This is a genomic window from Singulisphaera sp. GP187 (assembly GCF_900129635.1).
In the GTDB taxonomy this organism is placed as follows: domain Bacteria; phylum Planctomycetota; class Planctomycetia; order Isosphaerales; family Isosphaeraceae; genus Singulisphaera.
Genome location: NZ_FSRB01000001.1, coordinates 4738755 through 4750694, shown reverse-complemented (window position 1 = coordinate 4750694; position 11940 = coordinate 4738755). Strand labels below are relative to the sequence as shown.

Genomic DNA, 11940 nt, shown 5'->3' with positions numbered 1-11940 from the left:
CGATCGCACGCGGGGCGTGGGCTCCCTGTCCCTCCTCGGTCCATGCCGATCCCTTGGTATTCCCTGGGACCGCGGGCGTCCTGCCCGCTCTTGAGAGGCGCGCCCGTTTCAGCCGCGAACGGCCTTCTTTGCGACGGGGGGCGGGTTCGCGGCCGGCTCGGCCCCCGAGGGACGCGCGATGGCGATGCCCAGGCCGATCTCATTGGCGGCGTCGTAGGCGAGTACCGCGTTCCGGTGCGGGGTTGCGAAGTCGGCCGAGAGGAGCATGGCTTTGCGGCCCGTTTTCTCCCGGGCGTCGCGGAGCCGTTCGATCAGGCCCGCCATGTCGGCCCGGACCGGCTCGCGATCGACCTTCATTAAACCGGCCGGGTCGATCTCGACTAAAATGTAATCATCCTTCAGGTCATCGAGGGAGCGTGAGTGCCCTTGAGCGGCCGCCGCGGCGGGGCTGTCGGGGTTGGGCTTGGGGACCTCGAGGCTCTTGTAGAGCACGGTCGTCGCCGTCACCAGGAAGAACAGGACGAGCTGGAAGGCGACGTCGACCATCGCCGCGAGATCCAACTCCTCGACGGTCTCGGCCGACCCACGCGCCAGGGTGAATTCGGCGATCGCGTCGTCTTCCTCCTGGGGGTCCTCCTCCTCATCCTCTTCATCCGCGTTCCAGGCTGGCCCACCACCGACCGGCAAGGCGAGCTGGCTCTGGTCGTCATCGTCGAGGATCTCGAGGTCGTCGTCGGCGAGCTTTTCCCCTCCGCCGGCCGCTGGCTCCTCAACGTCAATGGCGACCGGAAAGGCGACCTGGCTGTCGTCGTCGAACTCCTCGAAGTCCGGGACGTCGAATTCGTCCTCGTCCCCGATGGGGTCACGGACTCGGTCGCCAGCCTCAGCTCCGACGACCGGCAAGGCGACGCGACTGTCGTCGTCGAACTCCTCGAAGTCATCGAACTCGGGAAAGTGGAATTGATTCGCGTCCGCGTCCGCGACGGGGTCAGCGATTCGGTCGTCGTGCTCGTCCTCCTCAAGGTCGAGGTCGGGAGCGAACTCGGTCGGGAACGGCCCGGGATCGGCTTGGGCGGATGGCGCAGGGGCAGGCGGCGGAGGGGGCGTTTCGACCTCGGGTGTACGATCAGGGACGACCAAGTTGGGGAAATCGGCCAGCCTGACCCAGGCCACGGTGGTGCCGGCGGGGCGGATCAGGTCGTCGTCGCGGAGCTCGCCTTGCGCCAGCGCCTGGCGGACAGCCTCGATCGTGAGCGAACGCTCGACTTCCAACCGATCGCCGTGGAAGACATCCCAGGTCGCCAATTTCGCTCTCTCCCTCTCGAATTAAATCAAATCAAATCAAATCAAATCAATTTTATGTTATTCGGTTTCAATGAATTCAATTCTAGTCGTTGTCATTCAGCGTTCGGCTTCTTGGACGCCGATGTGGAGCGTGATGCCCTCCACTTCGCTGACGGCACCGGCCACTTTGAGGACCTCGCCGTGGGGGACGCCGCCGTCGGCTTGGAGGACGACTTTGCGGCGTCCCTCCTTGATTCCGTCGGCCACGGCCTTCCGGGCTTGGTCCATGGTGGCGGGCGTCCCTTCGCCGTTCCCCAGGAGGAGCTTCGCCTCGGCGCCGGGGGCTTCCGGTTTCAGGAGCGTCAGGAAGGTCGCGGTCGACTCTTCGACCCCCACGCCGTGCCGCGCGACGGGGACTTCCACCTTCTCCCCTCCGGTCATCTGCACGGAGAAGAGCATGAACGTCATGAGTTGGAAGACGACGTCGACCATCGGCGTCATGTCGATGTGCTCGTCGCGTTCTTCATTGGCTTGCCGGCGGAGAAGCATAGATATTAACCAGTGACCGAAGGCCGATCGGTTTCTCTGGGCAATTGAAGAGGGGGCGACGCGGGGCGAAATTCGTGGTTCGCCATTCGCGTGGGGGCTTCTCAGCGCGGCAGGACGGCGCGAACGGTTCCCGAGCGCGAGCTCGGCGCACTGCGCTGGCCCTGATTTTCGAGTTGTTCGAGGATTTCCAGGAAGTCTTGCAGCTGGCGTTCGGTGCGGTCGCGGAGGCGACGGAGCTTGGCGTGGATGTCGTTGCCTAAAATCATCATCGGGGTGGCGATGAGCAGGCCCGCGCCGGTGGCCCAGAGTGCCAGGCTGATGTCGTTGGCCAGGTCGGTCGGGTTCACCTTTTCGGAGCCGCCGATCCGGCCGAAGGCTCCAATCATGCTGGCCACGGTCCCGAGCAAGCCGAGCAAAGGCCCCATCCGCACGATGGTTGAGATCGTCGCCAGGCGGTTTTCCATCCCGGCGATCACTTCGGTGTGGAACTCCATGACCAGAAGCTGTTTAATCTTGGCGATCCCTTTGATACGGTTCTTGAGTGCGACGGCCATTAATTGGGCCAAGGCGGTATGCCAGTACGGGGGACCTTGGCAGACCGCGATTGCGGCATCGGATTTGCCAGTGAAGCTGAGTTCGCGCACTTGTTGCAGTAAGACTTCAGGTTGGTCGATGGATTTTTTGTTGAGACTGCGATAGAGCAGGATCGCGTTATAGACGCCCCAGACGGCGAGGAGAGCGAGTGCGGCGTAGATGACGTAGCCGAAGGTGTCGATGATTTGCGTGACTTGCATAGACGGGTCTCGGTCGAACAGACGGGCGGTTGACCGCAAAGGAAACGAGGGGTTGGGCGTCCCAAACTTGGGAGCTCGACCGTAGTTATTATTCCGTGGTCATGATGGGTCGTGCAAGGGCGCCGGCTGGACTCCAGTCCAATGCCTTGCCAGCCGTGCCTCGGCGCGTGACAATGCGTCGGAAGGGTCTGCCGATCGCGACAAAAGATTCGCCGTTGTCCCTCTGAGTTTTTGCCCATGCCGCGTACCGTGCTGATCGTCGACGATGAGCGCGACACCAACGACATCCTGGCCAGCTTGGTCCGGGCCCGCGACTTCGAGCCTGTCCAGTTGTTCGCGGGTTCCCAGGTTGCCGCTGCGGTTCGCGGCCATGCGCCCAATCTCATCTTGCTCGACCTGATGCTTCCCGATATCGACGGGTTCGCCGTTTGCGACCAGTTGAAACGGGATCGCGAAACGAACCTGATCCCAATCATCATGGTCACCGCTCTCCATGATGCCGGTCATCGGGCGGCCGGGGTCCGTGTCGGCGCCAATGGTTATCTCACCAAGCCGTTCACTCCCGACCAGCTGTTCGAGGAGATCGACAAGGCGTTGGCCTGGCGGCACGAGCACGAGACCCGCGGCACTTCCGGCGAAATTAACTTCAACATTCGCAGCGAGGCCACCTACCTCCAGCAGGCCAACGACATGCTGGCCGACCTGTTCGCGCACACCCCGCTGAACGAACGCCAGATCAAGGATCTGAAGCAGGTCGTGCTGGAAATGGGGGGCAACGCGATCGAGTGGGGGCACCGCAAGAACGCGGAATTGGTGCTTCAGATCACCTACCGAATCGATCCCGAAGCGGTGACCCTGATCATTCACGACCAGGGGCCCGGCTTCAACCCGTCCCAGGTTCCCCACGCCGCCTCGGACGAAGACCCGATCGGCCACCTTGACGTTCGCAATGAACTCGGGATTCGCGAGGGGGGCTTCGGGATCATGCTCGCCAAAGGACTTGTCGACGAGTTTCGCTATAACGACAAAGGCAACGAGGTGACTCTGATCAAACGGTTCGAGAAGAAATAACCCCGATCCTTCTTCCGTTTTGATTGGATCGGTCCGCGCGGGGTTACCGTGACCGTTTCGGTGGCTTCCCTGGGACCGCGGGTATCCGCCCGCCTTTTTTTTGGGGATTCGTCAGCAAGACGGGGTTCCCGGCCTCCGAAACCGCTCGAAAGCTCCAGGATCACCTGGCCTGATCGGGCCTCAGGGTTTCATGACGCGAAATTTTTGCGTCTCAATATCAGGGTTTTTGGATTTTCAAAGTCGGAAGGCCTCGCTACGCACTCGGCCGATCCCGCTGACGGACTGCGCGGAATGAATGTAGGGGGCGCATGGTCCTCAGGATCGGGATCTCGGGAAGGATGTCATGACGTCTCCACGCCCTCGCCATTCCCCACGACGCCCGGTCTGGCCCGCAGGGTTCACCTTGATTGAGCTTTTGGTGGTGATCTTTATCATCGCCGTCCTGATTGCCTTACTCTTGCCGGCCGTCCAGACCGCCCGTGAGGCGGCGCGTCGGTCGCAGTGCGTGAACAACATGAAGCAGTTGGGCATCGCCCTGCACAACTATCACGACGTGATGGGCGTGTTCCCGCCCCCCCGGCTCTACACCGGGAGTTGTTCCGCCAAGAACGGGCCGAGAGGTCCGGTGCCCGGCCAGGTGCTCAACACCACCGGCTTTGCCATGATGCTGAGCCAGATGGAGCAGATGGCCATGTCCAACGCCTACAACTTCAGCCATCCCTCGTGCGAGGCCATGAACCCGGGGGGCCTGAACAACGTCATCGTCGGGACCTGCTACGCGAATACGACCGTCGTCGGCGCGAAGATCGCCACGTTCCAGTGCCCGTCGGATGAAGAGATGCCCGTGGACAATGCCCCCGCGGCCGGCACCTATATGCGGGTGAACGCGAGGCGGAGTAACTACAAGTTCTGCGTCTCGATTTACAGCGACTCGTATTGCGCGGCGACGGCCAACGCACCCGCCCCGAATACCCGCGCCATGTTCTACACCGACCTGTCCACGAGCCTGAATCAGATCAGCGACGGCTCCAGCAACACGGCCGCAATCGGCGAGTCGTTCCAGCGGACGGCCGTCACGAGCTGGGGAACGTGGTGGGGCGCCGGGAACTACACCTCGGTCCACGGTCTCGTGGTGCCCCCTTCCGTCGCCGGTTACACCCAATACCTGCCCAACGGCAAGAACAGCACGACCACGCCGGCGAGCAACCCCCAGCGTCTGCCGTACGCCTGGACCATGGGGAGCAAACATTCCGGCGGCATGAACATGCTCTTTGGCGATGGGAGCGTTCGATTCCTCAAGGATTCGATCAACCCGAGCCTCTGGTTCGCGATCCAGACGATCGCCGGGGGCGAGATCGTCAGCGCCGACGCGTTCTGAGCCGGTCCGCGGAATTTCGAACGAGCAAGAGGCGAGGAAATCGGCCCTCGCCTCTTGCTCACGATTCGTCATTCGCTCATTTCAATCGACGTGCGCGTCGAGTTCACTTCAGGCCGTAACGCGCGGTCGATCCGAGCTCCTGCTCGATGCGGAGGAGCTGGTTGTACTTGGCGATCCGGTCCGACCGCGAGGCGCTCCCGGTCTTGATCTGGCCGGCGTTGGTGGCGACGGCGATGTCGGCGATCGTCGCGTCCTCGGTCTCGCCCGAGCGATGGCTGATGACGGCGGAGTAGCGGTTCCGCTGGGCGAGCTTGACGGCGTCGAGGGTCTCGGTCAGCGTGCCGATCTGGTTGACCTTGACCAGGATGCTGTTGGCGACGCCGCCGTCGATCCCGAACTGGAGCCGCTTGGTGTTGGTGACGAAGAGGTCGTCGCCGACGAGCTGGACGTCTTTGCCCACGGCCTCGGTGAGGAGCTTCCAGCCGTGCCAGTCGTCCTCGGAGCAGCCGTCCTCGATCGACTTGATCGGGTACTGGCGGACCCAGGAGGCGAGGAACTCGACCATCTGCTCGGGGGTCTTCTTCGGTTCCTTCTCGTTCTCGAGGGTGTAGACCCCGTTCTTGAAGAACTCGGTGGAGGCGACGTCAAGGGCGAGGAAGACGTCGGTGCCCGCCTTGTAGCCGGCCTTTTCGATCGCCAGGAGGATGACCTCGATCGCCTCCTCGTTGCTCTTGAGGTTGGGGGCGAACCCGCCTTCGTCGCCGACGGAGGTGTTCAGGCCCTTGGCCTTGAGCACGGCCTTGAGGCTATGGAAGATCTCGGCACCGCACCGCAGCGCCTCGCGGAAGCTGGTCGCGCCGGTGGGCATGACCATGAATTCCTGGACGTCGACATTGTTGTCGGCATGCGCGCCGCCGTTGAGGATGTTCATCATCGGCACGGGCAGGACGCGGGCGTCGACCCCGCCGAGGTAGCGGTAGAGCGGCAGCCCGTGGGCCTTGGCTGCGGCCTTGGCTGCGGCCATCGAGACCCCGAGGATCGCGTTGGCGCCGAGCTTGCCCTTGTTGTCGGTGCCGTCGGCGGCGATCAGGGCGGCGTCGAGCCCCGTCTGGTCGCCGGCGTCGCGGCCGATGACCGCCTTGGCCAGCTCGGTGTTGACGTTGGCGACGGCCTGGGTGACCCCTTTGCCGAGATAGCGGTTCTTGTCGCCGTCACGAAGCTCGACGGCCTCGTGGGCGCCGGTGCTCGCCCCCGAGGGGACGGCGGCGCGGCCGAGCGTGCCATCGGCCAGGATCACGTCGACCTCGACGGTCGGATTGCCGCGGCTGTCCAGGATTTCGCGACCACGGACGGCGGCGATCGGGGCGGGGTGCGTGCTCATCGTTGCGTCAGAACTCCTCAAAACAAAGGGAAAACGGTACGGGCGGAGGTCGGTCGGTCGATTGGTTGAACAACCCAAACGGGACGTTGCCAAGGGGGGATTTCCCGTCCCACGTGCCAGGCTCGGCGCGGCCGATCGGACACGGTGCGGTGACAATTCACCCTCTTCGTATCAATTTCTCCGGTCCGAGGTCAAGCCAAGCCGGCCGGAGCCGGCTGGGCGAGCGGTCGAACCGATCCAGGAAAAGGTCAAGCGCGTGGCGGCCCCGCCCCACAGGATTGTGCGGGCAGGTTAGGAGCAAGCTCCTAGAGGATAGGGCGGAGACCGCCGCGCGTTGAGGCCTCACGGTGCCAGTTCTTGAGGACACTCACCTGCTCGAGGAGAGCGCACGGGCTGTGACCCTTTTCGGGTTGGGTCATGGCCCTCGCGCTCTCCCTCTCGCTCTTTTTTTTTGATGACCCGAACCTGGCTCGTCGCCAAGTGGCCTCGCATCGGCCGGCGGCGATTGGCATCGCCACCCTCAGGCCCTTAGGTTATCGGCGCGAGACCGGGCCGGCTTGACCCCCAGACCGATTCAACAATGCTCGGGGTCTGCGACCCGCAACAGCGGCACAACGTACTTTCTGAGAAAGGCCGGATTGTCCGGACCAACGTGACCCCCGAGATACCCGGTCCTCGCCATGGCCGGGGTCCAGCGGATCTGACGGAGCTTGGCGTACTGGAGTTGCTTCGCCTCGTCCCGAGGCTCCTGCATCCGGAACCCGACCAGCCCCGCGCTGACGGACTTGATCCGGTCGATCGTGCCGAAGATCCGCGTCCCGAACCCGAGGACGAAGACGTCGAGGGGGGACCAGAAGACGACCATCTCACGCTTCACGGCGCGGAGGGCCGGCGTCAGGTCGTAGCGCGGCGAGAGCGCCGGTGAGAGCAGGACGGCCGCTTCCACGGCCCCCTCGGGCAGTTGCTCGAGCGCCTTGACCACCAGCCCCGTCCCCCGGACTTGCCGACGAGGAACACGGGGGCGCCTGGAGACCGGTCGCGGAAGGCGGTCACCTCGGCGGCGATCTCGCAGGCTCGGGTGTCGCGGTTCCGCACGTTGGTCAGGTCGGCGTGCCAGCGGCCGAAGCCGTGCCCCCAGGGCACCACCCGCACGGTGTGCTTCACCCCCAGCGATCCCATCACGTACCGGAGAGCCGTCCCGCACAGGTCCAGGCCGCCCACACCGTCGGCGACCAGCACGAGCCCTTGGCCTTCGTGCTCTGCCGAGAGGTCAGGCGGCTCGCCGTACCAGGAGCGGAAGGCCCCTTTCACCAGGGTCGAATAGAGCATGTCCATACAGGGATCTGAGTGAATCCGGCCGAGCGGTGCCAAACGCTTCAGCGATTGCGCCATCAACCCAGTGTAGGAGCGGGCCCGGCCGATGGCCAGCCCTCGCGGCTTCTCGTGGGAGAGGGGCCGTCGTTGTGCAAGTCTTTTGAGCTTGGCCTTGCTCCCGGTCGAGCACGCCCATGAGCGGGGCATGGGGGCCATGGTGATGAGGAAAACTTGGCCTCGAACCGCGGCGTCGGCCACGATGGGCTCAGTTCGGGAGCGCCCTGCTGTCGGCCCGTGGGCAGGCGGTCCGCTCCTTGAGGGCCCTCACGGAATCCTCTACCATGGGGCCACAAACCGGCTTGCTGAGTTCATGAAGGATAAGCATTGTGATCAAGCCTTTATGCGGAGTCTCGATCTCTTGGCTGCTGATCCTTGGCGTCGGGCCGAGCGTAGGTCGGGCCGGGGTCGATTCCGACGTTGCCTCGAACCAGTATCCATCGATCCAGGCCGCGCTTGACGCCAACCCCGGTAAGGTGGTTGAGGTCGCGCCGGGCGTCCATGAAATTCACGACACGATCCGGATCGAGACCGCGGGGGGTGGGCTGGTCGGCTCCGGCCGGATCGTCCAGATGGACACTCAGCGACCGATCGTGCGGATCGACCATGCTTCCGGAGCCAGCCTGCGTGGCCTCATGCTGACCCGGCCTGAAGGGCGTCGGGAGACGGAGTCCGAGGCGGTGATTGCCACGGATTCGCACGACGTGACCCTGGTGGATTTGCGGATCCTCGACAACCAGACCCGATCCGCCGCCATCGAACTGAGGAACTGCGTGGATGGCCAGATCCGCAACTGCCTGGTCCAGAACTATCAGCGGGTCGGGGTCGACGACCGCACGGCGACTCCCGACCAAGGGTTTGCGTTTCGTTGCATCATCGGCACGGGAATCCTGATCCGAGAGTGCCAGGGGACCTTGATTCAGGGGAACCGGGTCCGTGAGGATCGGCTCGTCGCCACGCCCGAGGTGAAGCGGCAATTCGGACTGGGCCAGATCATCAAGAAGAACGCGGTTCGGGGCCGAATCGCCAGCCAACGCGATTGGGACCGAGGCGAGACCGACAACTGGATGCAAGGGACGGCCATTCATGTGGGCTCACCGGAGGTGACCGATTGCACCCAGGTGATCGGCAACCTCGTCGAACGCGCGGGGCAAGGTTTCGACATCCACGCCGACCATGTGATCCTGTCCCAGAACATCGTCAATGATGCTTTGATCGGCATGAAGGCGATGCACGGCTCGAAACATGTAATCGTCACCGGGAATCAATTCATCAAGAACACGCTATGGAGCATCGGGATGATGCCCGGCGCCTCCTCGCTTCCCTCCCGAGCCGCCCAGGGGGACCAACCGGCCCGCGCGGCGAACGTCGACGGCGGCTCGATCATCGCCAACAACATCATCACCGATTTCGGCCTCGGCCAGACGCGTTGGATCTGGGGGGAGGAAAGCGCCGGTTGCCCGATCCGGTTCGATCATGGCCAGGTTCCCGAGAATCCCCCCCTGGCCGACGTCATCATTCAGGGGAATCTGGTCTACAATACCGGCCGCGACACGTTGATCAAGGACGGGAAACCTGAGGCTGTCCCTCCCCGATACCGGTACGCCGTCCTGGTCGAATCCGGACCCACCGCGCCCGTGGGGCTGCACTTCTCGAACAACCTGTTCCATCCCGGCGTCCGCGGGGTCTCCAATGTCGAGTTAAAGCCTTGATTTGTGGATAAATGGATGCGTGTTTGTTGGCCAGGGTGCCGCTGAAGCAACCGCGTTCGAAATCCATCGGAAAACCGCCGGAGGAGGCCCGCCGCATGGCTGGGGTTTTATGAGGACGGAGTGGTGCAATCAACATCGTCCTGCTTGACATGATTGTTGAGGGTTTCTACCATGATGGAGTTGCGTTAAAGAGGGGAACAATCGACACTTCTTTTGGTACAGTATCTCAGTATAAATCAGGCCGGATTAAGCCGGTGGAGTTGGGCATGAAGATCGGTGGACACGCGGGGTATTCGCTCCTCCGATGGCTCAAGCCAGGGGATAAAGGACAAGGGTCTGGCGAGACCAAATTGTCCTACGTGCCCAAAATCAAGCGGATCTTGGGGAGCGAGGGTTGGGACGATCTGCGTGATAAGGTTGTCCTTGATTTTGGCTGCGGGATTGGGTTTGGTTCCGTCGAGTTGGCCAAACATGGGGCCAAGCATGTCATCGGAATCGACATCCGCCGTGACGTGTTGGAAGTGGCCAGGAAGTACGCCGAGGAGAATGGCGTCTCCGACGCCTGCAAGTTCACCGAATCGGTGGATGAGAAGGTTGATGTTGTTGTCTCGGTGGACGCATTCGAGCACATCGGAGACCCGGCGGCCGTCCTTGAAACGATGGATTCGCTGCTGAATGACGATGGATTCGTCGTGATCTCGTTCGGGCCGACCTGGTATCACCCTCGGGGAGGCCACTTGTTCTCCATTTTCCCCTGGTCTCACCTGCTTTTCACCGAAGAAGCGCAGATTCGCTGGAGATCCGACTTCAAGGACGACGGAGCGACTCGCTTTCATGAAGTTGCGGGCGGCCTCAATAGGATGACGATCAAGCGGTTCATCAAACTGGTGGAACAGAGTCCATTCAAGATCGATTCCTTTCGAGCGGTCCCCATCAGGCCCCTGGCTTGGGCGCATAATCGGCTCACACGGGAATTCACGTCAGCAATCGTGGAATGCAAGTTGATGAAGCAGGGAAGTTAAGACAGCCTCGGTGCTCAGCCAGAATGTTGTTGACGCTCGCCAGATTCGCGGTCAGCTCCCTTTGAGGAGGGGGAGCGGCTCGAAGGTTTCACCGAGGATCGTCGCGCTGTTGCAGCCGAGCCAGTCGCCGAGTAGGGAGGCGTAGACCCGGCGGAAGTCGGTGTGATGCTTGAGGTCGCCGGAGTCGAGTTGGTCGGTGGCCAGGCTCGGGTGGGCACCGATGACGCCTCCTTTGACGCCTGGTCCGGCCACGAACAGGCAGGAGCCGGCGCCGTGGTCGGTCCCTTGGCTGCCGTTCTCCTGGACCCGGCGGCCGAATTCGGAGAAGGTCATGAGCATGACTCGCTTCGAATGTCCCGCGCGGTCGAGCTGGCTGAAGAACCCGGTGATGGCGTCGGCCAACTGCTGGAGCAGTTGCTGGTGCTCGGGAAGTTGGTTGGCGTGGGTGTCGAACCCGGCGATCGAGAGGTAGAAGATCCGGGTGCCGAACCCGGCCGCGATCATGTTGCCAACCAGCGTGAGGTTGCTCGCCAATTCGCCGTTGTTGTTGCCGTTGCCGATGCGGAAGTTGGGTTGGCCGTTCGGGCGGTTGGGGTTGGTGATCTTCCGCAGGTCCTCGATCGCCGCGTAGGTTTGCAGCGAGGTCCGACGGACGAACTGCCGGAGGTCGTCGCGGGGCGGCGCGAGCTCCGCCAGGTCCTCGATCAGCGCCCGGCGGGCGGCCTGGTCCTTGTCGATCGCGGGTTGGCCGTTGCGTCGGTTGAGCGGCATCGCGCCGCCGTAGTTGCCCGGCCGTTGGGGGGCCAGGTCGAGGTCGTACGGCCTGCTGGGGTGGATCGTCGGCACCCCGGTCGCCGAGCCCCGCATGGCCAGCGGGAGCTGCTGCGCTCCCACGTGGACGCCGGGGATCTGGCCGGACGCGACCCGGACCGAGTCGAGGCTCCGGCCCAGCCAGCCGCCGCCGGTCTTGCGTTTGGGGTCGGCCGTTTGCCAGATGTCCATCGACTCGAAGTGCGACCGGTCGGGGTTGGGGTATCCGACTCCTTGCACGATCGCGAGCCGGCCGTCGGAGAGGAGCTTCTCGAAGCTCCGCATCCCCGGGTTCAGGCCGATCTGGTCGTCGACGCGGATGACCCGGTCCTTGGTGAGCCGGAGGGTGGGCCGCGCGGCGTGGTAAAGGTCGTCGGCGTAGGGGATGACCGTGTTCAGACCGTCGTTGCCGCCGGTCATCTCGACGACCACCAGGATGTTGTCCTTCCCGGGCTCCGCCGCCTGGGCCGCCGAGGCGAGGAAGCCGGGAACCATCGGCCCCAGAGCGACGAGCGAGGAACTTTGCAGGGTTCGCTCCAGGAATCGTCGGCGGGTCAACATGGCGACT

Annotated in this window: 11 protein-coding genes; 4 read left to right on the top strand and 7 right to left on the bottom strand. The window is 63.5% G+C overall.

All coding sequences use genetic code 11. The annotated features are described in order from the left end of the window. Positions 1 to 108: 108 nt before the first annotated feature. From BUS42_RS18340 to BUS42_RS18330, 3 genes are all read right to left on the bottom strand, one after another. Complete coding sequence (locus BUS42_RS18340; RefSeq protein ID WP_074308560.1) at positions 109 to 1305, bottom strand: ExbD/TolR family protein; 1197 nt, start codon at positions 1303 to 1305, stop codon at positions 109 to 111. A gap of 96 nt (positions 1306 to 1401) precedes the next feature. Continuing rightward, the gene (locus tag BUS42_RS18335; protein ID WP_074308558.1) at positions 1402 to 1833 is read right to left on the bottom strand and encodes an ExbD/TolR family protein; all 432 of its coding nucleotides are present in this window, start codon (positions 1831 to 1833) and stop codon (positions 1402 to 1404) included. Positions 1834 to 1934: 101 nt separating this feature from the next. Then, positions 1935 to 2627, bottom strand: a complete 693-nt coding sequence (locus tag BUS42_RS18330; RefSeq protein WP_074308556.1) for a MotA/TolQ/ExbB proton channel family protein — start codon at positions 2625 to 2627, stop codon at positions 1935 to 1937. 237 nt (positions 2628 to 2864) lie between these two features. Here BUS42_RS18330 and BUS42_RS18325 point away from each other — a divergent pair, with 237 nt between their 5' ends. Both BUS42_RS18325 and BUS42_RS18320 read left to right on the top strand, forming a co-directional pair. Next, positions 2865 to 3698 (top strand): response regulator, encoded by an 834-nt coding sequence (locus BUS42_RS18325; RefSeq protein WP_074308555.1) that lies wholly within the window; start codon positions 2865 to 2867, stop codon positions 3696 to 3698. Between the two features lie 343 nt (positions 3699 to 4041). Further along, positions 4042 to 5076 (top strand): DUF1559 domain-containing protein, encoded by a 1035-nt coding sequence (locus BUS42_RS18320; RefSeq protein ID WP_074308553.1) that lies wholly within the window; start codon positions 4042 to 4044, stop codon positions 5074 to 5076. Between the two features lie 103 nt (positions 5077 to 5179). Here the strand turns inward: BUS42_RS18320 and eno are convergent, their stop codons facing one another. The 3 genes from eno to BUS42_RS45170 all read right to left on the bottom strand — a co-directional run bounded on the left by eno (position 5180) and on the right by BUS42_RS45170 (position 8029). After that, positions 5180 to 6457, bottom strand: a complete 1278-nt coding sequence (gene eno / locus BUS42_RS18315; RefSeq protein ID WP_074308551.1) for a phosphopyruvate hydratase — start codon at positions 6455 to 6457, stop codon at positions 5180 to 5182. Between the two features lie 574 nt (positions 6458 to 7031). Next, positions 7032 to 7403 (bottom strand): hypothetical protein, encoded by a 372-nt coding sequence (locus BUS42_RS45175; RefSeq protein ID WP_254053598.1) that lies wholly within the window; start codon positions 7401 to 7403, stop codon positions 7032 to 7034. Continuing rightward, entirely contained in the window at positions 7352 to 8029 is a 678-nt protein-coding gene (locus tag BUS42_RS45170) for a hypothetical protein (RefSeq protein WP_254053597.1), read from the bottom strand. Before BUS42_RS45170 ends, BUS42_RS45175 begins: the two co-directional genes overlap by 52 nt. A 128-nt stretch (positions 8030 to 8157) precedes the next feature. Between BUS42_RS45170 and BUS42_RS18305 the strand changes: the two genes are divergently transcribed. Both BUS42_RS18305 and BUS42_RS18300 read left to right on the top strand, forming a co-directional pair. Next, entirely contained in the window at positions 8158 to 9540 is a 1383-nt protein-coding gene (locus BUS42_RS18305) for a right-handed parallel beta-helix repeat-containing protein (RefSeq protein ID WP_216821048.1), read from the top strand. A gap of 266 nt (positions 9541 to 9806) precedes the next feature. After that, entirely contained in the window at positions 9807 to 10562 is a 756-nt protein-coding gene (locus tag BUS42_RS18300) for a class I SAM-dependent methyltransferase (RefSeq protein WP_074308549.1), read from the top strand. Between the two features lie 51 nt (positions 10563 to 10613). Here the strand turns inward: BUS42_RS18300 and BUS42_RS18295 are convergent, their stop codons facing one another. Next, entirely contained in the window at positions 10614 to 11933 is a 1320-nt protein-coding gene (locus BUS42_RS18295) for a DUF1501 domain-containing protein (protein ID WP_074308547.1), read from the bottom strand. Positions 11934 to 11940 lie beyond the last annotated feature (7 nt).

Coding starts and splice junctions, on each gene's coding strand:
- BUS42_RS18330 (WP_074308556.1), bottom strand. CDS start 2,627: ATGCAAGTCACGCAAATCATCGACACCTTCGGCTACGTCATCTACGCC.
- BUS42_RS18295 (WP_074308547.1), bottom strand. CDS start 11,933: ATGTTGACCCGCCGACGATTCCTGGAGCGAACCCTGCAAAGTTCCTCG.
- BUS42_RS18300 (WP_074308549.1), top strand. CDS start 9,807: ATGAAGATCGGTGGACACGCGGGGTATTCGCTCCTCCGATGGCTCAAG.
- BUS42_RS18335 (WP_074308558.1), bottom strand. CDS start 1,833: ATGCTTCTCCGCCGGCAAGCCAATGAAGAACGCGACGAGCACATCGAC.
- BUS42_RS18320 (WP_074308553.1), top strand. CDS start 4,042: ATGACGTCTCCACGCCCTCGCCATTCCCCACGACGCCCGGTCTGGCCC.
- eno (WP_074308551.1), bottom strand. CDS start 6,457: ATGAGCACGCACCCCGCCCCGATCGCCGCCGTCCGTGGTCGCGAAATC.
- BUS42_RS18325 (WP_074308555.1), top strand. CDS start 2,865: ATGCCGCGTACCGTGCTGATCGTCGACGATGAGCGCGACACCAACGAC.